Below are 25,992 nucleotides of genomic sequence, written 5' to 3' on the forward strand. Positions count from 1 at the left end.
AGCTTGCGGATGTTCCGGCTATACCTGCGGGGCGACGATGCGCCACAGGTCTTCCGCGAAGGATATACGCGCCTGGATCTGCCGTTCCCGCTCGGCTTCGTATGCGGTTTCCGGTACTCGGGCGGCTATTTCGTCCCGAATCTGCTGCAGTACTTCCTCCGGCAGCTTCATAACCCCCAACTCTTGCCGCTTTTCCCGCCGCAGAGCGTTCCCAATCTTGTTCCTCTCCCGGACTGCATCCATATCTGCCCGGTAGGTCGTGCTGTAGTAGACGGGAATGCCTTTCAACTCCCTGCGGATGAGGTTCGAGCAATTGTTTCTTCCTCGACCGCCCTTCTTGTCACCACAGGGCTCGCGTTCTGTATACAGCCCTTGTGGTTTGTACTGCTTGTCGGCCGGTTGGGCAGCGTTGGCATCACGCAACCAATCGACCAGCGCCTGTTCGGAGTGTTTTCCGGGCTCGCCGGCCGGAGCGGGATACGAGGAGTCCACGATGTACTCGACGCCGTCGGGTCCTTCGACTTCAAGGACCGCGTAGTTACGGGCTGCCAGGTCCGGCGTGTGCTTTTCGATATTGGGAGATGGATTCAGTACGTCGTTGAGGAGCGACGAAAGATCCTTCGTACCCCTTCGCTCGTGCAGGCGGCCACCACGGGAATGGTCATCCGTCGCAACCGGATGTGAATTGATACCGTATTCCTGGTGGAAGGTGTGACTCATACGCCCGAGCATCGCGATCACAGCCATACGTTCACCCCTGTCCAACTGGTCGAAGCCTGGCAGGGCTCGGGCCAGCTGGTCCGCGGTGAAGGTCCTTGGCCGATGAGCATGGGTGTCGGTGTTCGGTGCGTCTCCCGCCGCCACTTGCAGTACCCGCGCGAGGCTTCCGTTTTGGGCCCATCCGCGCAGCCGTGTGTCCACCTCGTCATGCTCGACGCGGAAGACCGGGTTGCTTTTCCGTACGTTCGACTGCGACCTGTCCGGCGGCATTCCGTCATGCGTCGCGTCGTGGGCTTCCCCTTCGCCTTGAGGCTGAGGGGCATCTCCCGGGGCTCCCGCCGGATCACCATGCGGTCGGCGGTCGGCCTGCTGGCTGCCGGCGGGATCGGTGGCGGGGCCCCGTCGTGGGGGAGTGAAGGGGCTGGTCTCCCGCGGGGGCTGGCTGATGGCCGCAGGCTTGTCCGTGCCCGGTTTGGGCGCGCCGTCCATCGGGCGGCGGCTGGGGTCGAGGGGGATGGCGAAGACGCCGTGGTCGCCGTTGTGCAGGGGCTTGTTGCTGCGTTGGCCGGTTTGGGCGTCGATGTAGGTGATCCGGCCGTTGTGGTTCACGGCGTTCCATGCGTGAGCGCGGCCGTTGGCGTCCTGGGTGATGATGACGGCCTGGGAGCCGTGACCGGCGTTGCGGAGGGTGTCCTCGACGCGGTTGAAGGCGTCGCGGCCGTCGCCGTAGTCGTTGAAGCGGGCGCCGAGGGTCCTCTCTATCCGGTCGCGGCCGCCGGTCTCGCCTCGGTCGGAGGGTGTGCCGTCCGGGTTGAGATCAGGCGTACGGGACCCGGCTGCCGTCGGGTTGCCGGAGTAGGTGTCAACGGCGGAGAGGGCTGCGTCGACGCAGTTGTTGTTCCGGCCGGGCGCATCGGGGCCGGGCTGGTTGATGGAGTCGACCCAGTTGCCGATGGTGGGGTCAGGGTGCTGTTGAGGCGTGCCGTCCGGGTTACGCGGCACGCTGTTCTCGACGTCCTGCTGGTGGTCGGGATGAGGGTCGAGGATGCCGCCCGGATCGGTGGGGGGACGGGTTTCGGAAGCGGGCTTGGGAGTCTCGTGCTCGTCCTGGCTGGGCTCGTGCTCGTGGGTCTGCTGCTGGTCCTGGTCGTGCTGGTTGTCGTCCCGCTCTGTGGCCGGGTCCGCGGTGGCTGCGTTGCGGTCGGTGAACGTGTCCGGATCCTGCGGCTTGCGCGCGTCCGTGTCCCGGTGTGGTTCGGCATCCCGGTTTGCGTCCGCGTCTGTGTGGGCGGGCGAGTCCGGGCGACCGTCCGTGCCTGGCAGGGCGTGGTCCGAATCACCGGGCGCTTTGTGCCCAGCCGGATCGGCGCTCTGGTCCTGCCCGGCCGGCTGCGTGCCGTCAACGGCGTCGGAGTCTGAGGCGGGCGGATTCTCAGCGGGCTCGTGGTCGTCTTCCGGGGCCTCCGCTTCCGGGTCGCTGACCGGGTGGAGCGGATTGGCGTCGGCGTCCAGGGCGATGTAGTAGATCGGTCCGGCACCCTCGGTGTTGATGGGTTGGTCGCTGACCTCGCCGGACTGGGTGTCGACCCATACGACCGTGCCGTTGTGGTTGACGGCATTGAAGACGTGAGCTCCGGCGTCATCGCCGTTCTCGTCCACCCAGCCCACGTACACGATGGCCGCGGCACCGTGTCCGGCGTTGGCGAGGTCCTCGGCGACGTGTGCGTACGCGTCAGGGCCGTCGCCCGCCTGCTCGAACCAGGCGCCCGTGTACCGCTCGATGTTGTCGACGCCGTCCCGTTCGCCGAACTCACCGTCGTTCATGCGCGGCGCGGAAACCTGCGGATTGCCGTACCACGTCTCCAGGAACGACCTGCTGCAGTCGGCGCAGTTGTCGGCCCTGCCGGGTTCGGAGATGCCGCCGTCGTTCTGCAGCTGTGCCCAGGTGTCGAACGGGTCGGGGAATCGCTGGTAGTTGCCGTCCTCGTCGAGGGGGACAGCATCCTCGAGGGCATGCTGGTCAGCGGGATCCGGCGTGAGGAGGCCGCCGTTGCCGTCCGCCAGTTCGTCGCGGATGTCCTGGTGGCGGGGCTGGTAGTCCGCGTAGCTGTCGGGCAGGGCCGAGTGGTCCTCGGCGGACGTGTCGTCCGAGCTGTCCGAGGCGTCGTCCGCGTGCTGCGTGTCCGGCTCGGTGACGGCGTTGTCCGCGCTGTCGGTGTTCTCCTGGTCCTGCCCTGGCTGGGGCTCACCGGAGTCCTGCTGAAGCGCGTGGTCCTCGGACGCGGGCATGCCCGGGCGCCAGGAGACGCGATTCTCGGCACTCTCCTCCGGCCTGGCAGTGCGGGAGTCCTCAGCAGTGGTGGGCGTGCCGGCCGGACGGTCGGTGGACGGCCGCGGCTGGGATGCGGGCTCCTGACGCGACGGCGTCGCCGCACGCGGCTCCGCTGAGGGGGCGGTTTGCCGGGGAACGCTTGGGCTGGTCGGGGTGTTCTGGCGCGCCTGGTCTGCCGGGGCGACAGGCGCCGAAGGCTGCGCCTGGTGCGGAGTGGCCTGCGACTGAGGGTCCGCCGGTTGCTGCTGCTGGGAGGGGTCCGCGGGGCGCTCCTGCTGCCGCGGACGTGGTGCCCCGTGCTCGGCAGTGTTGCCATCCGGAGTCCCGGCGGGGCCAGGGTTGGTCGGGAGCGTGCCGGAGGGCCCGTACAGGTTCGGGTACGGGCTGTTGGGCTGGCCTTGGTTGTGCGGAGCCGCGTAAGGGTTGTTGGGCAGCGGCTGGTTCGGCTGGTTGTGCGGCGCGGCGTACGCGTTTTGCTGGGTGTGGGGGGTCTGGGGCTGGGCGTGCTGCTGGGGGGTGTACGGGTTCTGTGGCTGGTTCTGGTGCTGTTGTGGCGCGTATGGGTTTTGCTGCTGGGCCTGGTTGTACGGGGCCGGGTACGGGTTGTTCGGCTGCGCCTGGTTCTGCGGGGCCGCGTACGGGTTGGGCTGGACGTTCGGGTGCTGCGGGGCCGCATAGGGATTGTTGGCCTGGGGCTGGTGCTGCGGCGTCGGGTAGGGGTTTTGCTGGGTATGGGGGTTTTGGGGTTGGGCGTGCTGCTGGGGGGTGTACGGGTTCTGTGGCTGGTTCTGGTGCTGTTGTGGCGCGTATGGGTTTTGCTGCTGGGCCTGGTTGTACGGGGCCGGGTACGGGTTGTTCGGCTGCGCCTGGTGCTGCTGTGGAACCGTGTACGGGTTGGGCTGGACGTTCGGGTGCTGCGGGGCCGCATAGGGGTGGCTCTGCGGAGCCTGCTGCTGCTGTGGCGCGTAGGCGTTCTGCTGTTGGGCCTGGTTCTGCGGCTGGGCCTGCTGAGTCGCTTGCTGCGGGTGTTGGGCTGTCGCCGTGGGTGTGGTCGTGGGGGCGACGGGGTTGCGGTTCCCGTCGAGGGTCAAATGCCACACGCCCGTGGCTTGCGGGTGGATGGGCTGGTGGCTGACCTGGCCACTCTGGCTGTCCACCCACACCACTTGCCCGTTGTGGTTGACGGCGTTGAATGCGTGGCCACCGCCGTTCGGCCACTTGACGACGATGACGGCCGCGGATCCGGGTCCGGCCGCCAGAAGCTCTTGGGCGATCTTGGCGTAGCCCTCGTCGCGGTTGGGCGTGTGCCGGTAGGTCGTGCCGGCCCAGGCCTGGATGTTGTCGTTCGCGTGTCGTTCCGGCGACAGACGATCGAGGTTGCCGTTGGCGTCGGTGTCCCACGTGCGGGGTGCGGAGACCTGCGGATTGCCGTACCAGGTCTCGAGGAAGGACCTGCTGCAGTCGGCGCAGTTGTTGGATCGGCCTGGGACGATGGGCCCGCCGTCGTTCTGGAGCTGACTCCAGGCCTGGAACGGGTCGGGGTGGCGCTGCGGGGTGCCGTCGGGGTTGCGGGGGACGGCGTTCTCCAGCAGCTGCTGGTCGATGGGATACGGAGGACGTAGTCCGCCGACGCCACCTTGGACCCCGGCACGGATGTCGTGGAGGCTTTGTCCCGCGCCGGGCTCGGGAGGCGTCGGCGTGCCGTGCTGGGGCGAGGTGGGCTGCCCGGAGTTGTCGTGGGTGTTGTCGTTGGCGGGCGGCCGGTTGTGATCGGCGGCGTTGTCGCCCGGGCGCGCGTGCTCGCTGTGCGGCTGGGTGGGGCTCGCAGGCTGCTGCGGGCGGTGTCCGGCCGGGCGCTGTCCGCCGGGGCGGTCGGCGGACGGTCGCGGCCTGGCCGAGGGGTCCCGCTGCGGCGGCGTATTCGTCCGGTGGTCGGTGGACGGGGCGGACTGCCGCGGGGAGTTCGGAGTGGTGGGGGTGTTCTGGCGTGGGTGGACTGCCGAGGGTGGAGTTGCCGTCGGCTGCGACTGGTACGGGATGTGGGCAGGCGCGGGCGGTATGGGTCCGGCGTTCTGCGGGGTGGTGGGGGATGGGTTATGGGCGGTTGGGTCCGTCGGGGCAGCGGTGGTCGGCCGGGGCGGAGCGACCGTGGCGCCGCCTTCGAGGTGGATGGCGTCGTCATCCGGGGTGGGGGTGTGGTACGGGGTGTGCTGCGCCTGGTGCGTGGCAGACGAGGACTGGCCCGGGGCAGCCGCGTGCGGCATGGCGCCGTGGGGCATGGTCGGGCGGGTGCCGATACCGCTGTTGCCGTTGGAGCTATCGCCGTTGTTGTCGTCGGTGTGCGTCGACGGAGAGTCGGCGGGTGTCGGCGAGGGTGCCTGAGGTGTGGTGTGATCGGGCGCGACGCGTGGATCGGCCGTCGTGGGGGAGTCGGCATCCGAGCGCGCAGGCGGAGCATCCGCCGCCGGCGCACCCCGGCCGTCGTCTCGGGTGGGCGGTTCGATGTCGTCGGGGATGGTCTCGCCAGGACGCGGCCGGTCGTCGGCGGTGGGGGGCTGGATGTCGTCCGGGATCGTTTCGCCGGAGCGCGGCCGGTCGTTGTCCGCCGCGGTGGGCTCGTTGTGGTCCGGGATGTTCTCACCGGACGGGGGCCGGCCCTCCCCGCGGTCGCGCGGGTAGTCGAAGGGATTGTCTTCGTAGTCCTGCCCGGTCGTGTCGGTGGGCCGTGGCGCGTGCGAAGGCCCGCCCGGAGTGCCGGACGACGAGTCCTGCGTATGACCCGATGCGCTCGACGGCGACGAGCTGTCAGCCGGGTCCGGTGCCCGGCGGCCGCCCGATGAGCTGTCCGAGCTGTCGCCAGTGCCGTTGCTGCTGCTCGTGGTGGTGCTGCCGGACGACGAGTTGGAGGAAGAGCCGTCGCTGCTGGAGCCCGAGGAAGAGCTGCTGAAGCTGTCCGACGAGGAGCTGTCCGACGAGGAGCTGGAGGACGAGGAGCTGGAGGACGAGGAGCCGTCCGACGAGGAGCTGGAGGAAGAGGGGTCCGAGGACGAGCTGCTGCCGTCCCCGGAGTCCGAGCCGGAGTCGCTGTGCCCGCCGTCGCCTCCTTCGCTGCCGCTGTGGTGCCCGGCCGCGGAGTCCAGGCCGTGGCGGGCGCGGTGGCCGGCTCGGTGGCCGACGCCGTCGCGCAGCCCTTCGCCGAGGGCCTCGCCGGAGTTCTTGAGGGCGTCCTTCCCCGCCTCGAGCCCTTCCTTGCCGGTGCGGCCGAGATCGTAGCCGCTCTGGGCACCGAAGTTCTGGTTGACGGTCTGGGCGATGAGGTCGGAGACCATGGCCTCCAGGGCCGAGATCACCGGTTCCTTCGCCGTCTCCAGAATCGCCTGCAGGAGCTGCTGGGCGACTTCCTTCAGGATCCTGCGCACGGTTTCGCGGGTGAGCGCCGTGGCGGCCAGCCCGCCGATTTCGGACAGGCCGAAGGTGAAGACCGCGGAGGCCTGAGCCGCGGCTATTTCAATGGCCAGAATGATCAGTTGGGCTATGACCGCGACTTTCATGCCGATGACCAGGGCCGCGGCGGCCTCCAGGGTCATGGCGATCAGCTCGGCCGCGCTGCGGGCGTCGTCGAGGTAACCCGAGCCGCTCCCGGAGAACTTCTCCCACGTCTCGCGAAAGCCGTCGATGGAGTCGCCGTAGTTCTCCCCGAGCACGTTGCCCGCGTAGGTGGTGCCCTCTGCTTGGAGCTCTTCGACATCTGCCGCGAACTGCCGCCACACCTGGGCGCACTCGATCAGCTTGTCCTCGTCCGCAGTCGGCCAGTTGAAGCCGAGCATCTCCAGGACCCACTCGAGCGAGTCCGGCAGCATCAGCGACACGGTCGTTATCCCCCGTAATTGAGCGCCTGCGGTGCAGTGCGGTGTTGGTGCGGTGTTCTGGGCCCTGGCAGGGCTGTCGGACCCTTTGCCAGGGCAGGGCTTACTACTGAGACGGCGTGAGCGTCGCGCTGACAGCGCCGGGCGACTGCCAGGCGAAGGCGTTGTCGACGTGCTGCTTCAGCAGGGACTCGTTGAAGTCCTCGTTGGCCTCGTGGTTCTTGGCCATTTCCCCAAGCGCCTTGCCGATCTCCTGCAGCTTGGCGGCGAGGTGACCCATCGACTCGTACATGCCGTCCCGCAGGCCCTCATAGACGACGCCGAACTTCTCGCCAATCTCGTCATCGCCCCACGGCGGGCTACTGGCCTTGCTGTCCAGCGTCGTCAGGCCCTTCACGAACCCCTGTGCCTGCTGTTCCAGCGAGAAGCCCTGGCCCGACGGTGGGGGTCCGCCGCCGCCCTCCAGGGCCGACAGTCCGTTCTGCAGCCGAAGCACCGCCTTGCTGAAGTCTCGGCCGAGCTCGTCGAAGTGCCCGCCCTCAGTCTTGAGCGTGCCGATACTGCTCTGGAACCCGTCCTGCCCCACAACGCCCCCCGTTCCTCAGGCACTTATTCATGGCAAAGGTGTGGCTAAAGACTACTCGGGAGTGCTGACAACCCATCACTGTCCCAGGCTTCAGCGTTCCGTACCACCTGCTCTACGGCCGATGTCCGCGGGGCCTGCGCCGCCCGGTGTTCACGACGACCCCTGTCGGGCCATCTCGCTCCGCGCGCTCCCGGTCTTCCTCCTCACGCTGCTGCTCCTGCCAGCGCTCGAACCGCTCGCGGTTCGCCTCGCGCTCCTCCGGAGTCTGCCGCTCGGCCGCGCGCCGAATCTCCGTCATACGATCGCCCAGCGCATCCATGTAGGCCTCGGTCCGGATGGCGTCGCGCATGCCGATACGGCCGGAGAGAACCTCCCGGGCCATCTGCTGGAGCGGCCCGCCCACCGAGGGGTTGTCGGCCAGCGTTCGCAGCGCCCTCCGCAGCCTGTGCGCCTGCTCACGGTCGTGCGCCACGTCCATCAGGTCTTCGTCGCCGATCTCCCGTTCGCGACCCACCACCGGCGCCCCCTTCGAACATGGCCATCACGATTACGACGGCAGTTCCAGAAGTCTATCGACCGCGTCGAACGCCCCGTCAATTCCAAGCACGTAGCAGGTACGTGACAGTCTCCCGGAGAACCGTAAGGCGCTGCGTCCTGGCGGCAACCGTGTACGGCCAGTGGTGTGTGTACGTACGGGGAGGCTCCGTCCAGGCGGAAGGTGCGCCACCGCTACCTGGCCCGGAGCGCCCAACTGCCGGTAAGCAGGGGTAAGCAGGTGTGCTAGACCTGGTTCGGCCGAGCTGCCGTGCCGTGAATCGGGGAGAAGAGATGTCCGACGAAGTCCACCTCAGTACCGAAGAAATGCGGAGACTCGGCGCGGCGTTCGCCCTGCACGCCTACGACCTGGGCCGTCATCTGTCCGACTTCAAGCGCCGGACCGATGCGGAGGTACTGCGTGACGGCTTCGGGTCGACGGGCACGTCCTCGTACACCGAACTCTCTGAAGCAGCGGAGTTGGTGGCGCATGTGATCGGCCGGCTTCGGGACCGCCTGGACGAGATCGGAAGCGGAATGAAGGCAAGTGCCGTGAACAGCGAGGCGGCTGAGGCGGAGATCGCTGAGCTGATCCGGGAGGTCCAGTGACGAGCGACGGGAACACGCAGTCGCTGCGGGACGCCTCTGCCGGCTGGCGAGAGATGGGCAAGCAGCTCGAGAACGTCGTCCGCGGCCTCGATCAGGGCGTCAGCGCAGCCCGGGCCACGCACTGGCAGGGGCCCGCGGCTGAGGCGTTCGACGCCGACTGGACGCGGCTGAAGAAGCACGTCGACGACACCTTGCCCGTTTTCGAGCTGGCGGCGGCGCATCTGGACTCCACCGCCGACACCATGGACGAGTCGCACAGGACAGGGACATCGGACCAGGCCGCCCAGGAGCCGTCCGACACGTCCCAACCACCGGCCTTTCAGGCCGGATACGCCCTGATGGCCCTCAGCCAGCTGGGGTCCATGCTGGGCAGCTTCGGCGGCCGGAGCCGCTCCGGCTCGCAGGGGCGCGGGAGCTCCCTGGTCTGCGGCACCCTGGGGGAGGAGAGTACGGCGCCGCGTACGGCCGATCCCTTCGGTCCGCCGGAGGAGAGCGCTCCGAAGAAGCCGGCGGGCGGGCTCGGCGTCGCGCACGGTCGGCGGTCGCCCGGCAAGAAGCCTTCCGACGAGGCATTCCCCGCCCCAGAGCAGGCGGGGAAGAAGGTTGAGAAGGCCGGTAGCGCTGATCAGCCCGTAACCGCCAACGCGGAAACGAAAAGCGCGGGTGAGCAGGCCGACCGGGCCGACCAGAAGCCCGCCTCCCCGCACAAGCCCGAGCCGAACGCTGAGCCGGCCCAGGACGGAAAGCAGAACGCCAAGCCGGACACCGCCAAGCACGGCGCCTTCGGCTGACCACCTCACCCCACAGCGCAGCCCGTCCAACGCAACAGCGGCGGTGGCGCTCCCTTGAGGGAGCCCCACCGCCGCTGTTGCGTTCGGCAGCGCTTCCGCGCTAGCTCTTCGGCGGCAGCCAGCCCGTCTGGACCAGCTGTGCCCCATGCTTCCGCGTGACGAACTGACCCCGGCCCGGAGTGAGCTTGGTCGCCTTGATGTTGCCCATCAGCGGACCCTCACCCGGGTCACCCGACAGGATCAGGCCCTGCGCACCCAGCTCCTTCGTACGCTGCATCACCGGCTCGAACGACGACCGCGAGGCCCCCGAGGAACTGCGCGCCAGAATCAGCCGCAGACCCAGGTCCCGCGCGAACGGCAGGTACTCCAGCAGCGGGTTCAGCGGGTTGGCGCCGCTCGCCACCAGGTCGTAGTCGTCCACGATCACGAACGCGTCCGGCAGGTCGTACCAGCTGCGGTTGCGCAGCTGCTCCGGAGTGACGTCCGGCCCCGGCATACGGCGGCCCAGCGAGCCTGCCAGTCCGGTGAGGACCTCCTGCAGCTGCGGCCCGGCCGCGCAGTACTTGTACAGGTGGCTCTCGGGGAGTTCCCCGAGCAGCGCGCGCCGGTAGTCCGCGACGATCATCAGTGCCTTGTCCGACGTGTAGCGCTCCGAGATCTGCTTGGCCAGCAGCCGGAGCACCGACGACTTGCCCGACTCGCTCTCGCCGAAGATCACGAACAGCGGGTCGCTCTCGAAGTCGATGAACGCCGGCGACAGCGACGTCTCGTCGATACCGAACGGGACACCGTACTGCGGGTAGTCGTTGCCCTTGGGCAGCTCGTTGACCGACAGCACGGTCGGCAGCATCCGCACCTTCGGTGCCACCGGCCCGTTCCAGTTCTCGGAAACGGTCGTGACCAGGTGTGCCATGCCCTCGCCGAGGGTGTCCGGGTCGTTGGAGCCGTCGAGGCGCGGCAGCCCGGCCAGGAAGTTGAGCTTGTCCGGAGACAGACCGCGGCCGGGCTTGCCCATTGGCACGTTCTCCGCCCGCTTGCGGTCGAACTCCGACTCCATCGGGTCACCCAGGCGCAGCTCGACGCGGTTGAGCAGCTGGTCCCGCAGCGCGGGCCGGACCTCGGTGTACCGCGCGGCGCCGATGATCAGGTGGATACCGAAGCCGAGGCCACGGCCGGCGATGTCGAGGATCACCGGGTCGAGGTGCTCGTAGTCCGTCTTGAACGTCGACCAGCCGTCGATGACCAGGAAGACATCGCCCCACGCCTGGTCCGGGTACTGCCCGGCGGCCCGCCGCTGGCGGTAGGTGTTGATGGAGTCGATGTTGTTGGCCCGGAAGAACTCCTCACGCTCGTTGAGGATGCCGACGACCTCGGAGACCGTACGGCGAACCTTCTCCGCGTCCAGCCGGGAGGCCACCCCGCCGACGTGCGGCAGGCCGTCGAAGGCCAGCATGCCGCCGCCACCGAAGTCCAGGCAGTAGAACTGGACTTCGTACGGGGTGTGGGTGAGCGCGAACCCGGCGATCGCGGTGCGCATCAGCGTCGATTTACCGGACTGCGGGCCACCGACGACCAGACCGTGACCGGCCGAGCCGGAGAAGTCCAGGTACATCACATCGCGGCGCTGTTCGAACGGCTTGTCCACGATCGCGACCGGCACCACCAGCTTGCCGAGCGCCGTGTACTCCGCGGCGTGGAGACCGCGCTCCGGCGTGACCGACAGGGCCGGCAGCAGCTGGTTGACCGCCGGGGACTCGTCCAGCGGCGGCAGCCACACCTGGTGCGCCGGGGGGCCCTGCCCCTGCATCCGCTGGACGATGACGTCCAGAACGGTGTCGGCGAGCGCGTCGTCGGTCTCCGGAACCTCCGGCTCCCAGTCGGTCTGCTCGACAATGTGCTCCGCGACCGGCGCGGCGGTGAAGGGCACGGGCATCCGGTCGGTACGGCTTCTGCCGCCGCTGCTGCGGGTGCCGCTGGGACGGTACGGACCGGAGACGTACGCGGCCTTGAACTGGATCATCGTCTCGGTGTCGTACTTGAGGATGCCCGAACCCGGCACGTTCGGCAGGTGGTAGGCGTCCGGCACACCGATCGCCGTACGGGACTCGGCCGCCGAGAAGGTGCGCAGACCGAGCCGGTACGACAGGAAGGTGTCCAGACCCCGCAGCTTGCCTTCCTCCAGACGCTGCGAGGCGAGCAGCATGTGCACACCCATCGAACGGCCGATACGTCCGATCTGGATGAACATGTCGATGAAGTCGGGCCGGGCGGTCAGCAGCTCGCTGAACTCGTCGAGCACCATCACCAGCGACGGCAGCGGGTCCAGCGGGGCACCCGCCGCACGGGCCTTCTCGTAGTCCGTGATGTTGGCGTAGTTGCCCGCCGCGCGCAGCAGCTCCTGACGTCGCTGCAGTTCACCGGTGATCGCGTCGCGCATGCGGTCGATCATGGTGAGGTCGTCGGCGAGGTTGGTGATGACCGCGGCGACGTGCGGCATGTCCGCCATACCCGCGAAGGTGGCGCCACCCTTGAAGTCCGCGAGGATGAAGTTGAGCGTCTCCGAGGAGTGGGTGACCGCGAGCGCCAGCACGAGCGTACGCAGGACCTCGGACTTACCCGAACCGGTCGCACCGACACACAGGCCGTGCGGGCCCATGCCCTGCTGCGAGGCTTCCTTGATGTCCAGCATGACCGGCTGGCCGTCCCGGTCGACACCGATCGGCACGCGCAGCCGCTCGGACAGCGTCCGCGGCCGCCAGGTGCGGGAGACATCGATGGAACCGGGGTCGCCGATGCCCATCAGATCGGTGAAGTCCAGGTTGGCGAGCAGCGGTTCGTCGCCGTCCGCCGTACCGGCCCGCAGCGGAGCGAGCAACCGCGCCAGCGACTCGGCCTCGGAGACCGACAGAACATCAGGAGTTCCGGTGTAGACCGCTCCGCTCGCGGACTCCAGGGTCAACTTCTCCGGCTGCACCGAGATGGCGAGCGAGCTGCGCATCTCGTCCAGCTCGCCGGGCACCACCTCGAGGATGGTCACGCCCTGGACGCCTTCCGCGCCGGCGATCACAGAGTCCGCCGGGACGTTGCCGCCGTCGAGCACGACGATCAGGTGCTGGGTGTCCGCCACCGGCGGTCCCTGCGGGCTGAAGCGGCCGCGGCCGTCCAGCTCGTCCGCCAGCAGCTCCTCGATCTCACCGAGGTCCTGGACTATCAGCCGCCGCGTACCGGCGCCGTCGGTCGAGGAGTCCTGGGCGTGCGGCAGCCACTTGACCCACTCCCACTCGGCCAGCGCGCCCGGCGCGCCCACGACCGCCACGGTCAGGTCCTCGGGCGAGTGGAGCGTGCACAGCTGCGCCAGGATGGCGCGCGATGTGCCGTACACGGTGTCCGGCTCACCCGACACCGTGACGTGGTAGAAAGCGCGCAGGGAGACCGCCAGCGGCAGCTCCTCCAACGTTCCGTGAACAGCCAGGAACTGCTTCATCGCATGCGCGGTGAGCGGCTCGAGCTCGTCCACCGGAGCGGTCTCCGGTGCCTTCAGCGGCGTCGCCAGCTGCTGCGGGCCGAGGCCCACCCGTACCTGCGCGAAGTCCGCGTCGGACGTCCGCCGTTCCCATACGCGCTTGCCCTCGGCCACGATCGACCACAGCTGGTCGGGGCTCGGGTGGATGAACAGCTGCGCGTCACGCTGTTTGCGGGCGGTGCGCCGCACCTCTTTGCGCTTCTGGGCCAGGTACTTCAGATAGTCCTGACGCTCTTGGGCCATCTGTCCCGAAGGTCCCTGCCGGGCCTTGACGATCTGTGCCACCACCATGGCCAAGGTGGAGACCGCCATAACACCGCCCATGATCTTCATGAACGGGTTGTTGCTTACACCAGGCATGAAGAAGATGAACGCCGACGAACCCATGCCCAGCATGGGCATCAGGTTCATCAGCAGGTTGCTGTCCTCCTCGCGCGGGAGCTCCGGCGGAGCCTCGAGCGTCACCTCCTCATTGGGAACTTCGGGCGGCAGAGCCCGAGGCGGGCGCTTGACGATGACCACGCTCACCGGCGCACCAGTCCTTCACGCATCTCGCAGTTAGGACCGCCCCCGTCGTTGAACGGTCCCCCCGGCCAATCACTTCCGCTGTTGGCGCAGGTCGGTGATCCTACTGACAACCGTCAACCGCAGGGGCGGGTGGGGGCATTGGTTGCCGCGAGCGGTACGCTGACGCACCGCCGCCGCCAGCCGTATCTGCTGTCCTGGCGGCGTATCTGCAATCAATCCACCACGGACGAGGGGGAACCGCCAGGTGAGCACGACCGCAGGGACCGGCTTCTGCCGGGTCACAGTCGCCGCGCCAGACGCACGGATCGATGTGGCGCTGCCCGAGGACGTCGCACTCGTCGATATCTACCCGGAGATTCTGCGGCTCTCCGGCCAATCGCAGGCCGAAGGCGACCCGACGGGATACCACCTGGTGCGCCGGGACGGCACGGTGCTGGACGCCGGCCGCTCGCTCTCCGAGCAACGCATCCTCGACGGCGACCTGCTGCTGCTGCGGCCGTTCGCCGAGTCGCTGCCCTCAGCCGTCTATGACGACGTGTCCGACGCCATCGCGTCCGCCGTCACGCGCAACCGCCGTCGCTGGAGCGACGAGCTGATGCACGTCGCCGGCCTCACCGCTGGTGTGCTGCTGCTGGCGATGATGGCCTTCGCGCTGTGGTTCTCCAACCCGGTGGACCGCGATATGCACCGGCTGCCGGGCATCATCGCCGGCGTCACCGGCATCGCCCTCGTCGTACTCGCCGGCGTCCGCGCCCGCGTCTACGACGACCACGGGTCCGCCGTCGCGCTCGGGCTCGGCGCACTGCCGCACCTACTGCTCGCCGGCTCCGGGATCTTCGGGGTGGACAAGGGCGAGGGCCCCGGCCGGCTGCACTTCCTCGTCGGCTGCGTGGTCGTCCTGATCGCCTCGGTCCTGCTGGTGGCGCTGCTCCCGGTCACCGACTCGCCGTTCGTCGCCGCCGCCTTCCTCGCGGCCATCGGCACGCTCGCCACCTTCGCGGCGATCCTCATCGACGCGCAGCCGCGTGAGGTTGCCGCCGTCACGGCCGTCGTCGGCATCGCGGTGGTGGCCTGGCTGCCCGGCCTGTCCGCGCGGTTCGCCCGGCTGCCCATCGGCTACCGCTCGCCCGACCAGATCGCGCAAGGGCGCGACTACGGACGCCGCAACACCACGCCGGAAGAGGAGACCGTCGACTTCGAGCGCATCGGCGCGCAGGCCCGCCGCGGCCACGAACTGCTGCTGGGCCTGGTCGCGGGCTGCTCGGCCCTCGTCGTCGGTGCCGCCGGTGTGGTCCTCGGCTTCTCCGACAACATCTGGGCACAGCTGCTCGCCCTGTCCGCGGGCATCGCCACGCTGCTGCGCGCCCGGCTCTTCGACTACACCTCGCAGGTCGCCTGCCTGATGATCGCGGGCCTGGCCACCATTCTGCTGCTGATCCTGGGCATCGTCCTGCACCCGCCGGTCGAGGTGCTGCAGGCGCTCTACCGGGACGGGAACGGGGCACCGCTCAACATCCGCACCGCCTGGTTCTCCGGCAGCATCGCCCTGGGCGCCGCGATGCTGGTCGCCGTCGGTCTGGTCGTCCCGCGCAAGGGTCTGTCCCCATTCTGGGGCCGGATGCTGGACATCTTCGACGGGTTCGTGCTGCTGTCCCTGGTGCCGCTCTGCCTGGCGGTGCTGGACGTGTACTCCAAGGTGCGCGGTCTGACCAGCTAGCGCCACGGCGCCGGTGACCGGGTCAGGAGCGGTGACCGGGGCAGGAGTACTGGCTACGGCCTGGTACTGTGGGTGACGGCCGTTTGCATACGCGCCCCCGGAGCATCTGGGGGCAGCGCCCAGCGGACCCCGCCTCCCGAGTCCCGGAAGCTCCCCTGTGAATCGACCAGGGGCACTCGGCGGCTGAACGAAGAACCAAGGAGTGCCGCGTGTCGCTCGACACCGCTACGAAGAAGCAGATCATGGCCGAGTTCGCCACCAAGGACGGCGACACCGGTTCCCCCGAGGTCCAGGTCGCGCTGCTCACCCGGCGCATCACCGACCTGACCGAGCACCTCAAGACCCACAAGCACGACCACCACTCCCGCCGTGGTCTGCTGCTGCTGGTCGGCCAGCGCCGCCGCCTGCTGCAGTACCTGGCGAAGAAGGACATCACGCGCTTCCGCCGGCTGGTGGAGCGCCTCGGTATCCGCCGTGGTGCTGCGGGCGCGAAGTAAGACGCCGTGAAGGGAGCGGTTCCCAACCCTGGGGGACCGCTCCCTTCGCCATATGCGGCCTGGCCGCACGCGGTGCGCGGACCAGCGCGGGCTTCAGCCGTCGTGATGGCGGCGGAACCTTTGTAGTCTGGTCGCACAACGTCATAACGAAAACAACAGCACAACGAACGACGAGGAGGGGCGCCCCAACCCGCTGCCGGTCCTCGGTAGTGGCCCCCGGGAGCCCGCGGCTCAGCCGCCCCGGGTGCTTCGATCGAAGACCGGCCCGCACAGGAGGCGCTCCACCAATACCGTCCCCCGCCGCACGGGCCGGGGACGCAGATGAGGAGATTTTCCTGGTGGAGAACGAGACCCACTACGCCGAAGCCGTCATCGACAACGGCGCCTTCGGCACCCGTACCATCCGCTTCGAGACGGGCCGCCTCGCCCGCCAGGCCGCCGGCTCCGCCGTGGCCTACCTGGACGACGACACCATGGTGCTGTCGGCCACCACCGCTTCCAAGAACCCCAAGGACCAGCTGGACTTCTTCCCGCTGACGGTCGACGTCGAGGAGCGGATGTACGCCGCCGGGCGCATCCCCGGCTCCTTCTTCCGCCGTGAGGGCCGCCCCTCCGAGGACGCGGTCCTCACCTGCCGTCTCATCGACCGCCCGCTGCGCCCGTCCTTCAAGAAGGGCCTGCGCAACGAGGTGCAGGTCGTCGCGACCGTCATGGCGCTCAACCCCGACCACCTCTACGACGTGGTCGCCATCAACGCCGCCTCCGCCTCCACCCAGCTCGCCGGGCTGCCGTTCTCGGGCCCGATCGGCGGCGTCCGGGTCGCGCTGATCCGCGGCCAGTGGGTGGCGTTCCCGACCCACAGCGAGCTTGAGGAGGCCGCCTTCGACATGGTCGTGGCCGGCCGCGCCCTCGAGGACGGCGACGTCGCGATCATGATGGTCGAGGCCGAGGCCACCCAGAACACCATCAAGCTGGTGGAGGGCGGCGCCGAGGCGCCGACCGAGGAGGTCGTCGCCGCTGGTCTGGAGGCCTCCAAGCCCTTCATCAAGGTGCTGTGCAAGGCCCAGGCCGACCTCGCCGCCAAGGCCGCCAAGCCGACCGCCGAGTTCCCGATCTTCCTGGACTACCAGGACGACGTGCTGGAGGCGCTGACCGCCGCCGTCCGCGACGAGCTCGCCCAGGCGCTCACCATCGGCGGCAAGCAGGAGCGCGAGGCCGAGCTGGACCGCGTCAAGGCCGTGGCCGCCGAGAAGCTGCTGCCGCAGTTCGAGGGGCGCGAGAAGGAGATCTCGGCGGCGTACCGCGCGCTGACCAAGCAGCTGGTGCGCGAGCGCATCATCAAGGACAAGGTCCGCATCGACGGCCGCGGCGTCACGGACATCCGTACGCTCGCCGCCGAGGTGGAGCCGGTCCCGCGGGTGCACGGCTCGGCGCTGTTCGAGCGCGGCGAGACCCAGATCCTGGGCATCACCACGCTCAACATGCTGCGCATGGAGCAGCAGCTGGACACGCTGTCGCCCGAGACGCGCAAGCGCTACATGCACAACTACAACTTCCCGCCGTACTCCACCGGTGAGACCGGCCGCGTCGGCTCCCCCAAGCGCCGTGAGATCGGCCACGGCGCGCTGGCCGAGCGGGCGCTCATCCCGGTGCTGCCGTCGCGCGAGGAGTTCCCGTACGCCATCCGCCAGGTCTCCGAGGCGCTGGGCTCCAACGGCTCGACCTCCATGGGCTCGGTCTGTGCCTCGACGATGTCGCTGATGAACGCGGGTGTGCCGCTGAAGGCTCCGGTCGCCGGTATCGCCATGGGCCTGATCTCCGAGCAGGTGGACGGCGAGACCCACTACGTCACCCTCACCGACATCCTCGGTGCGGAGGACGCCTTCGGTGACATGGACTTCAAGGTCGCCGGTACCCGCGAGTTCGTCACCGCCCTGCAGCTGGACACCAAGCTGGACGGCATTCCGGCGTCCGTGCTGGCCGCGGCCCTCAAGCAGGCCCGCGACGCCCGGCTGCACGTCCTCGACGTGATGACCGAGGCCATCGACCGGCCGGACGAGATGTCCCCCAACGCCCCGCGGATCATCACCATCAAGATCCCCGTGGACAAGATCGGTGAGGTCATCGGCCCCAAGGGCAAGATGATCAACCAGATCCAGGAGGACACCGGCGCCGACATCACCATCGAGGACGACGGCACCATCTACATCGGTGCCTCCGACGGGCCGGCCGCCGAGGCCGCCCGTACCGCGATCAACGCGATCGCCAACCCGACCATGCCGGAGGTCGGCGAGCGCTACCTGGGCACCGTCGTGAAGACGACCACCTTCGGAGCGTTCGTCTCGCTGATGCCGGGCAAGGACGGCCTGCTGCACATCTCGCAGATCCGCAAGCTGGCCGGCGGCAAGCGCGTGGAGAACGTCGACGACGTGCTCCAGGTCGGCACGAAGGTCCAGGTCGAGATCGCCGAGATCGACCAGCGCGGCAAGCTCTCGCTCGTCCCCGTGACCGAGGGCGAGGAGGGCGACGAGGCCGAGCAGCCCGTTGCCAAGGCCCAGACGAAGGACGAAGCGGCCAAGTGACGTCCCGCACCAACCGGATGGCGGCCCGCACCTCTTCGGAGGGGCGGGCCGTCCCCCGTCAGCGCTCGAGGACGGAAACGCTCCTCAAGGGCCGGGACGGCATCGGCACCGTCCGCAAGACGACCCTTCCGGGGGGCCTGCGGATCGTCACCGAGACCCTGCCGTCCGTACGGTCCGCCACGTTCGGCATCTGGGCACACGTCGGGTCCCGGGACGAGACCCCGACGCTCAACGGCGCCACCCACTACCTGGAGCACCTGCTCTTCAAGGGCACGAAGAAGCGCACCGCTCTGGAGATCTCCGCCGCGATCGACGCGGTCGGCGGCGAGATGAACGCCTTCACGGCCAAGGAGTACACGTGCTACTACGCGCGCGTGCTCGACTCCGACCTCCCGCTCGCCATCGACGTGGTGTGCGACATGCTGACCGGCTCGCTCATCGAGGCCGAGGACGTCGAGGCCGAACGCGGCGTCATCCTCGAAGAGATCGCGATGACCGAGGACGACCCGGGCGATGTGGTGCACGACCTGTTCGCGCACACCATGTTCGGCGACAGCCCGCTGGGCCGCCCCGTCCTGGGCACCGTGGACACGGTCGGGGGCCTGACCCGCGACCGTATCGCCCGCTTCTACAAGAAGCACTACGACCCCACCCACCTGGTCGTCGCCGCCGCGGGAAACATCGACCACGCCAGGGTCGTACGCCAGGTGCGCGCCGCTTTCGAGCGGGCCGGCGCGCTGGGCCTGGATGACGCCCTACCCATCGGCCCGCGCCGCGGTGAGCGCAGGATCCGTACCGCCGGCCGCGTGGAGGTGCAGGGCCGCAAGACCGAGCAGGCGCACGTCGTGCTCGGCATGCCCGGCCTGTCCCGCACCGACGACCGGCGCTGGGCCATGGGTGTCCTCAACACCGCTCTGGGCGGCGGTATGAGCTCCCGCCTCTTCCAGGAGATCCGCGAGAAGCGCGGCCTGGCCTACTCGGTGTACTCGTACACCTCCGGGTTCGCCGACTGCGGCCTCTTCGGCGTCTACGCCGGCTGTCGCCCCGGCCAGGTCCACGATGTGCTCAAGATCTGCCGCGACGAGCTGGAGCAGGTCGCCGAGCACGGACTGACCGACGAGGAGCTGAGCCGCGCGGTCGGCCAGCTCTCCGGCTCCACCGTCCTCGGCTTGGAGGACACCGGCGCGCTGATGAACCGCATCGGCAAGAGCGAGCTGTGCTGGGGCGAGCAGATGTCGGTTGACGAGATGCTGCGGCGGATGGCGGCCGTCACCCCGGACGACGTCCGCGCGGTAGCCCGCGATGTACTGGGACAGCGCCCGTCACTGTCCGTCATCGGTCCGCTGAAGGACAAGCAGGCGGCCCGCCTGCATGAAGCGGTCGGCTGACGGCATCGCGGCCAAGGACCCTAGGCAAGTCAGGAAGGATCCATCATGAGCAGCAAGCTCCGCGTCGCCGTGCTGGGCGGCAAGGGCCGCATCGGCTCCGAGGCCGTACGGGCCGTGGACGCCGCCGAGGACATGGACCTCGTCGCCGTGCTCGGCAAGGACGACAAGCTGGAGACGCTGACCGAGGCGGGCGCCCAGGTCGCCGTCGACCTGACTCACCCCGACGCGGTGATGGGCAACCTCGAGTTCTGCGTGGCCCACGGCATCCACGGCGTCGTCGGCACCACCGGCTGGACCGACGAGCGCCTCGCCACCCTGAAGCGCTGGCTCGCCGCCTCGCCGCAGACGGGCGTCCTGGTGGCCCCGAACTTCTCCATCGGCGCCGTGCTGACCATGACCTTCGCCCAGCGGGCGGCCCGCTTCTTCGAGTCCGTCGAGGTCATCGAGCTGCACCACCCGAACAAGGCGGACGCCCCGTCCGGCACCGCGACCCGCACCGCACAGCTCATCGCCGGTGCTCGACACGAAGCGGGCCTCGGGGAGCAGCCCGACGCGACGAGCACGGCGCTGGAAGGCGCGCGGGGCGCCGACGTGGACGGTGTGCCGGTGCACGCCGTACGGCTGCGGGGGCTGCTGGCTCACCAGGAGGTGCTGTTCGGCGGTACCGGCGAGACGCTGACCATCCGGCACGACTCCCTGCACCACAGCTGCTTCATGCCGGGCATCCTGCTGGGTGTGCGGCGCGTCGTCTCCACTCCTGGGCTGACCTTCGGCCTGGAGCACTTCCTCGACCTGGACTGAGGCTCAGAGAGCTGTGCGCGCAAAGATCACCTATTTCGTTCTCTCGGCGGTCCTGGTCGTCTACTTCGTCCTGGCCGGCAGCCGGGGCGTGCTGCTCATCCGGCAGGGCACCGCGGTCACGGTGGGTCTTGGCATATCCGTGCTGGTGCTGCCGCTGATCGGGGCGTGGTTCCTGTGGCAGACCACCTCGTTCGCGCGCAGCGCGAACAGGCTGGCGGCGGAGCTGGAGGCCGAGGGCGGCCTGCCCGTGGACGAGCTGGTCCGTACGCCGAGCGGCCGCATCGACCGGGACTCCGCCGACGCGGTGTTCGCCAAGCGGCGGGCCGAGGCGGAGGCCGCACCGGACGACTGGCGGGTGTGGTTCCGGCTCGCGGTCGCGTACCACGACGCCCGGGACACCCCGCGTGCCCGCAAGGCCATGCAGCGGGCCATCGCCCTGCACGACGGCAAGCCGGGGGCCGCCTGAATCTGACGGGAGCCTCGGCGCTGGGCGTCACCGCCGGTGCTCGGCGGCCCAGGCTTCTATGACGTCCGCCGCCTTGTCGAAGGCCTTCGTACGGCCGAGGAAGTCGGCGTTGTGGTCCGTGAGCAGAGGGCGCAGCGGCTCGCTTCCCTGCGGCACGGCCACCAGGGCCTGGCCCTGCACCGTCCGGGGCATCCCCAGCCACTTCACCGGCTGCTGTACGACTCGCACCGAGGCCACCTGATCCCAGGCCAGCGTGGTGGTGGTCAGCAGACCGACCCGGCGCAGCCCGTCCCGGCTCACCCAGGCCCCCACTCTGAGCAGCCGCAGCGCCAGGGCGATCACCGCTACTGCCGCGGCCGTGCACAGGCCCGCCCCGGGCAGCCCTCCCGCCATGGCGATGATCATCGCGGCGAACAGCATGTACGAGGCGAGCAGCAGCGCCAGTGCCGCGCCGGCGACCCGCCAGGCACCAGGACGGTACGGCCGACGCCAGCCGTCGCGGATGTCGTACGGCACCGGGGCGTCGGCCGTGACCTCGTCGAATACGCGGTCAGCCGTCAGGAAAGGCAGGGGCACGACTGGTCCTCACTCATGTGCACACTCGATGGGGACGGTGCCCGGTGAGGTTATCGAGGCCGGCCGGGCCGGGCCACCCCTGGGCCCTCAGCCCCGCCGACCCTGCGGCTCCGGGGGCTACCGGTGGGACGCGCTGTCCGCCTGGGAGTGCGACGCCTGGCCGGCGCCCGGGGTGCCGCTCTCCAGGGCGGGGACACCCAGCAGCAGCGCGCCGACCAGCCCGGCCACGACGGTCAGGCCGAGCAGCGTCCCGCCCGCTATCTGGGCGCGACTCGCATGTCGGCGGGGCGGCGGTGTGACGTTGCTGCGGAAGCGCTCGGCCTCGGCGATGAAGGCGAACGGCACAGGCTCACGCCGGCGGAACATGAAGGGCTCTCCCCAAGAACCTCGTGGTGGATGCTTGCTGTCGTAAGAAACGTCTGCGCGCTCGGTGCAGTGCCCGTTTTCAGCAACTTGAAGGAAAAATAGCAACTGCCGTACCGGCTCCTCCCGGCGGGGTCCCATTTGTCGGAGCGTGCCGCCGCCCGGTCGCCGTCCGGCCGGAGATGTCGGTGCCGGGCCGTAAGCTGGGCGCCGCCCAAGCGACGCAACTGGAAGGACCTTGTCGGTGACCGACACACCCGCCGAGAGCGCAAAGCCCAGCTTCCGCAGCGATGTGACCGTCGAGCTGGTGAAGCACAGCGCCGCGGATTCCGATGTGCTGTGGGCCGCCCGGGTCTCCACCGCCGGGGAGCAGTCGCTGGACGAGCTGAAGAAGGACCCGGAGCGCTCCAAGGGTCTGATCAACTTCCTGATGCGGGATCGGCACGGCAGCCCGTTTGAGCACAACTCGATGACGTTCTTCATCAGTGCACCGATCTTTGTCTTCCGCGAGTTCATGCGGCACCGCGTCGGCTGGTCGTACAACGAGGAGTCCGGCCGCTACCGCCGGCTGGAGCCGGTCTTCTACATCCCGGGTCAGGCTCGCAAGCTGGTGCAGCAGGGCCGTCCGGGCAAGTACCGGTTCGTCGAGGGCACCCAGGCGCAGCATGAGCTGACCGCGCGGGTCATGGAGAGCGCCTACCGCGAGGCGTACGAGGCATACCAGGAGATGCTGGAGGCCGGTGTCGCCCGCGAGGTGGCCCGTTCGGTCCTCCCCGTGGGGCTCTTCTCCTCGATGTACGCCACCTGCAACGCCCGGTCGCTGATGCACTTCCTGGGCCTGCGCACCCAGCACGAGCAGGCGGCCGTCCCGTCCTTCCCGCAGCGCGAGATCGAGATGGTGGCTGAGCAGATGGAGGCCCACTGGGCCAAGCTGATGCCGCTCACCTACGCCGCGTTCAACGCCAACGGGCGCATTGCGCCATAGCGCATGAATGTCCGGATCAGCCGTCCGAAGTGTCCGTATTGCGGCTATTCGTGAGGTTCATCTAGCCTGAAGAAACGGACCCGGCACTGCCTGAACCCCCGAGCAGGCAGTGCCGGGCTCCGCATCCCGGGTCCCCCGAGGGAGGACCTGGCGGGGAGCTACGAGTAGCGTGGGACCCATGGCTCCGACCTCCACACCGCAGACCCCCTTCGGGCGGGTCCTGACCGCCATGGTCACGCCGTTCACTGCCGACGGCGAACTCGACATCGACGGCGCGCAGCAGCTCGCCGCCCACCTGGTGGACGCCGGCAACGACGGCCTGGTCGTCAACGGCACCACCGGAGAGTCCCCGACCACCAGCGATGTGGAGAAAGCCCAGCTCGTACGGGCCGTGGTGGAGGCCGTCGGGGATCGCGCCCATGTCGTGGCCGGAGTCGGAACCAATGACACCCGGCACAGCATCGAGCTGGCCCGCGCCGCCGAGCAGGCCGGCGCGCACGGCCTGCTCGTGGTTACGCCGTACTACAGCAAGCCCCCGCAGGAGGGCCTCTTCCGGCACTTCAGCGCCATCGCCGACGCCACTGAGCTGCCGGTGATGCTCTACGACATCCCCGGCCGCAGCGGAGTCCCGATCAACACCGAGACGATCGTCCGGCTCGCCGAGCACCCCCGGATCGTCGCCAACAAGGACGCCAAGGGGGACCTGGGGCGCGCCAGCTGGGCCATCGCCCGCAGCGGCCTCGCGTGGTACTCCGGCGACGACATGCTCAACCTGCCGCTGCTGTCCGTCGGCGCCGTCGGCTTCGTGTCCGTCGTCGGCCACGTGGTCACGCCTGAGCTGCGCGCACTGCTGGACGCCCACCTCAACGGCGACGTCGCCAAGGCGACCGAGATCCACCAGCAGCTGCTGCCCGTCTTCACGGGCATGTTCCGCACCCAGGGGGTCATCACCACCAAGGCGGCGCTCGGCCTCCAAGGCCTGCCCGGCGGGCCGCTGCGGCTGCCCCTGGTGGAGCTCTCGCCGGAGGAGACCGAGCAGCTCAAGCGCGATCTGGCTGCGGGCGGGGTCCAGCTGTAACCAAAGACTTCAGAACTGAATACCGGCAGAACTGAATACCGACACAACAGCATGTGCACGAAAGACACGCGCGCCATGTGTCTCCTCCGGGGGCATGTGGCGCGCGTGGTGAGGAGATCTTTTGAGTCATCCGCATCCTGAGCTCGGCCCCCCGCCGAAGCTTCCCGAGGGCGGCCTGCGCGTCACCCCGCTCGGTGGCCTCGGCGAGATCGGCCGCAATATGACGCTCTTTGAGTACGGCGGCCGACTGCTGATCGTCGACTGCGGAGTGCTTTTCCCGGAGGAGGAGCAGCCCGGAGTCGACCTGATCCTGCCGGACTTCAACTGCATCCGGGACCGCCTGGACGACGTCGAGGGCATCGTGCTCACGCACGGCCACGAGGACCACATCGGCGCGGTCCCGTACCTGCTCCGTGAGAAGCCGGACATCCCGCTGATCGGTTCGAAGCTCACGCTCGCCCTTGTCGAAGCGAAGCTCCAGGAACACCGCATCCGCCCGTACACCCTCGAGGTCGAAGAGGGGAACCGCGAGCGCATCGGGCCCTTCGACTGTGAATTCGTAGCGGTCAATCACTCCATCCCGGACGCCCTCGCCGTCGCCATCCGGACTCCGGCCGGCATGGTCGTGCACACCGGCGACTTCAAGATGGACCAGCTGCCGCTCGACGGGCGCCTCACCGACCTCCCCAAGTTCGCACGGCTGGGCGAGGAGGGGATCGACCTCCTGCTCGTCGACTCGACGAACGCCGAGGTTCCGGGCTTCGTCCCGCACGAGCGTGATATCTCCAATGTCCTGCGGGGCGTCTTCGCGGGCGCGCAGCGGCGCATCATCGTGGCGAGCTTCGCAAGCCACATGCACCGGGTCCAGCAGATCCTCGACGCTGCCCTCGAGCACGGGCGCAAGGTCGCCTTCGTCGGCCGTTCGATGGTCCGCAACATGGGAATCGCCCGCGACCTCGGCTATCTGCGGGTCCCGGCGGGGCTGGTCGTTGACGCCAAGACTCTGGACGACCTGCCGGACGACGAGGTGGTGCTGGTCTGCACGGGGTCCCAGGGCGAACCGATGGCGGCGCTCTCCCGGATGGCCAACCGTGACCACCAGATCCGCATCATGCCGGGCGACACGGTGATCCTGGCCTCCTCGCTCATCCCGGGCAATGAGGCCGCGGTCTACCGGGTGATCAACGGTCTCACCCGCTGGGGCGCCAATGTGGTCCACAAGGGCAACGCCAAGGTGCATGTGTCGGGTCACGCCTCGGCCGGCGAGCTCCTGTACTTCTACAACCTCTGCAAGCCGCAGAACCTGATGCCGGTGCACGGCGAATGGCGCCACCTGCGGGCCAACGCGGAACTGGGCGCACTGACCGGCATTCCGAAGGACCGCATCGTCATCGCCGAGGACGGCGTGGTCGTCGATCTCGTCGATGGCACCGCCAAGATCGTCGGCAAGGTGCAGGCGGGATACGTGTACGTCGACGGGCTCTCGGTCGGCGATGTCACGGAGACCTCGCTCAAGGACCGCCGCATCCTCGGCGAAGAGGGCATCATCTCGGTCTTCGTGGTGGTGGACAGCACGACCGGCAAGGTGGTCGGCGGCCCGAACATCCATGCCCGGGGCTCGGGCATCGAGGATGAGAGCTTCGACTCGGTGATTCCGAAGATCGAAGAAACACTCGCCAAGTCGGCTGCGGACGGGATCGCAGAGCCCCACCAACTGCAGCAGCTGATCCGTCGCGTGGTGGGCAAGTGGGTCTCCGAGACCTACCGCCGCCGGCCGATGATCCTCCCTGTGGTCGTTGAGGTCTGACGCCACATCAGCCTGCTGGACGGCTGCGCCCGGGCCGATTTGCCTCTGGGCGCGGCCGTCCAGTACGTTAACGACTCCGCCTGCACGAGGAAACCCGGTGTGCGCCGCTGTGCGCCCGGAGAACCTTGAGGAGGGGCGGAAATCCGGCTCAGTAAATCTGATAAAGTCGGAGAAGCCGAAAGGCAAAGGGCTTCCAACGGCCTCTGGATGTCGAATTCGGACCGGGATCGGTGCGAATAGAAC

At 68.9% G+C, this 25,992-nt stretch carries 17 protein-coding genes; 11 read left to right on the plus strand and 6 right to left on the minus strand.

Features of this window, described 5'->3' with window-relative positions:
* Positions 1 to 18: 18 nt before the first annotated feature.
* The 3 genes from ACY34J_RS24605 to ACY34J_RS24615 all read right to left on the minus strand — a co-directional run bounded on the left by ACY34J_RS24605 (position 19) and on the right by ACY34J_RS24615 (position 8,021).
* Entirely contained in the window at positions 19 to 6,912 is a 6,894-nt protein-coding gene (locus ACY34J_RS24605; protein ID WP_462728809.1) for a toxin glutamine deamidase domain-containing protein, read from the minus strand.
* 112 nt (positions 6,913 to 7,024) lie between these two features.
* Complete coding sequence (locus ACY34J_RS24610; RefSeq protein WP_462728794.1) at positions 7,025 to 7,504, minus strand: hypothetical protein; 480 nt, start codon at positions 7,502 to 7,504, stop codon at positions 7,025 to 7,027.
* A gap of 112 nt (positions 7,505 to 7,616) precedes the next feature.
* Positions 7,617 to 8,021 (minus strand): hypothetical protein, encoded by a 405-nt coding sequence (locus ACY34J_RS24615; protein ID WP_462728795.1) that lies wholly within the window; start codon positions 8,019 to 8,021, stop codon positions 7,617 to 7,619.
* Between the two features lie 311 nt (positions 8,022 to 8,332).
* Here ACY34J_RS24615 and ACY34J_RS24620 point away from each other — a divergent pair, with 311 nt between their 5' ends.
* Entirely contained in the window at positions 8,333 to 8,647 is a 315-nt protein-coding gene (locus tag ACY34J_RS24620; RefSeq protein ID WP_462728796.1) for a hypothetical protein, read from the plus strand.
* On the plus strand, positions 8,644 to 9,438 hold the full coding sequence (locus ACY34J_RS24625) for a WXG100 family type VII secretion target (RefSeq protein WP_462728797.1): 795 nt from the start codon (positions 8,644 to 8,646) through the stop codon (positions 9,436 to 9,438). The genes ACY34J_RS24620 and ACY34J_RS24625 overlap by 4 nt, the downstream gene beginning before the upstream one ends.
* Positions 9,439 to 9,538: 100 nt before the next feature.
* Here ACY34J_RS24625 and eccCa read toward each other — a convergent pair whose 3' ends face one another.
* On the minus strand, positions 9,539 to 13,489 hold the full coding sequence (eccCa, locus tag ACY34J_RS24630) for a type VII secretion protein EccCa (protein WP_462728798.1): 3,951 nt from the start codon (positions 13,487 to 13,489) through the stop codon (positions 9,539 to 9,541).
* A 244-nt stretch (positions 13,490 to 13,733) separates the two neighbouring features.
* Here eccCa and eccD point away from each other — a divergent pair, with 244 nt between their 5' ends.
* From eccD to ACY34J_RS24660, 6 genes are all read left to right on the plus strand, one after another.
* A complete protein-coding gene (eccD, locus tag ACY34J_RS24635) occupies positions 13,734 to 15,206 on the plus strand; it encodes a type VII secretion integral membrane protein EccD (RefSeq protein WP_462728799.1) in 1,473 nt (490 codons plus the stop codon).
* 209 nt (positions 15,207 to 15,415) lie between these two features.
* Positions 15,416 to 15,703 (plus strand): 30S ribosomal protein S15, encoded by a 288-nt coding sequence (gene rpsO / locus ACY34J_RS24640; protein ID WP_462728800.1) that lies wholly within the window; start codon positions 15,416 to 15,418, stop codon positions 15,701 to 15,703.
* 338 nt (positions 15,704 to 16,041) lie between these two features.
* Positions 16,042 to 18,285, plus strand: a complete 2,244-nt coding sequence (locus ACY34J_RS24645) for a polyribonucleotide nucleotidyltransferase (RefSeq protein WP_462728801.1) — start codon at positions 16,042 to 16,044, stop codon at positions 18,283 to 18,285.
* 17 nt (positions 18,286 to 18,302) lie between these two features.
* Positions 18,303 to 19,673 carry a M16 family metallopeptidase gene (locus ACY34J_RS24650; protein ID WP_462728810.1) on the plus strand — a complete coding sequence of 457 codons (1,371 nt, stop codon included), beginning with the start codon at positions 18,303 to 18,305 and terminating at the stop codon, positions 19,671 to 19,673.
* Positions 19,674 to 19,718: 45 nt separating this feature from the next.
* Entirely contained in the window at positions 19,719 to 20,474 is a 756-nt protein-coding gene (gene dapB / locus ACY34J_RS24655; RefSeq protein WP_462728802.1) for a 4-hydroxy-tetrahydrodipicolinate reductase, read from the plus strand.
* Positions 20,475 to 20,487: 13 nt separating this feature from the next.
* Positions 20,488 to 20,940: a hypothetical protein gene (locus ACY34J_RS24660; RefSeq protein WP_462728803.1), complete on the plus strand. Its 453-nt coding sequence runs from the start codon at positions 20,488 to 20,490 to the stop codon at positions 20,938 to 20,940.
* 27 nt (positions 20,941 to 20,967) lie between these two features.
* Here the strand turns inward: ACY34J_RS24660 and ACY34J_RS24665 are convergent, their stop codons facing one another.
* Both ACY34J_RS24665 and ACY34J_RS24670 read right to left on the minus strand, forming a co-directional pair.
* Positions 20,968 to 21,516 (minus strand): hypothetical protein, encoded by a 549-nt coding sequence (locus ACY34J_RS24665; RefSeq protein ID WP_462728804.1) that lies wholly within the window; start codon positions 21,514 to 21,516, stop codon positions 20,968 to 20,970.
* Positions 21,517 to 21,633: 117 nt separating this feature from the next.
* On the minus strand, positions 21,634 to 21,882 hold the full coding sequence (locus ACY34J_RS24670; RefSeq protein ID WP_462728805.1) for a hypothetical protein: 249 nt from the start codon (positions 21,880 to 21,882) through the stop codon (positions 21,634 to 21,636).
* A 241-nt stretch (positions 21,883 to 22,123) separates the two neighbouring features.
* Here ACY34J_RS24670 and thyX point away from each other — a divergent pair, with 241 nt between their 5' ends.
* The 3 genes from thyX (at position 22,124) to ACY34J_RS24685 (ending at position 25,749) form a co-directional block, all read left to right on the plus strand.
* Positions 22,124 to 22,864: an FAD-dependent thymidylate synthase gene (thyX, locus tag ACY34J_RS24675; RefSeq protein ID WP_462728806.1), complete on the plus strand. Its 741-nt coding sequence runs from the start codon at positions 22,124 to 22,126 to the stop codon at positions 22,862 to 22,864.
* Between the two features lie 178 nt (positions 22,865 to 23,042).
* Positions 23,043 to 23,942, plus strand: a complete 900-nt coding sequence (gene dapA / locus ACY34J_RS24680) for a 4-hydroxy-tetrahydrodipicolinate synthase (protein ID WP_462728807.1) — start codon at positions 23,043 to 23,045, stop codon at positions 23,940 to 23,942.
* A gap of 121 nt (positions 23,943 to 24,063) precedes the next feature.
* The gene (locus ACY34J_RS24685) at positions 24,064 to 25,749 is read left to right on the plus strand and encodes a ribonuclease J (protein ID WP_462728808.1); all 1,686 of its coding nucleotides are present in this window, start codon (positions 24,064 to 24,066) and stop codon (positions 25,747 to 25,749) included.
* The last annotated feature ends 243 nt before the right edge of the window (positions 25,750 to 25,992 follow it).

The sequence above is a fragment of the Streptomyces sp. HSS9-12 genome, assembly GCF_054963655.1.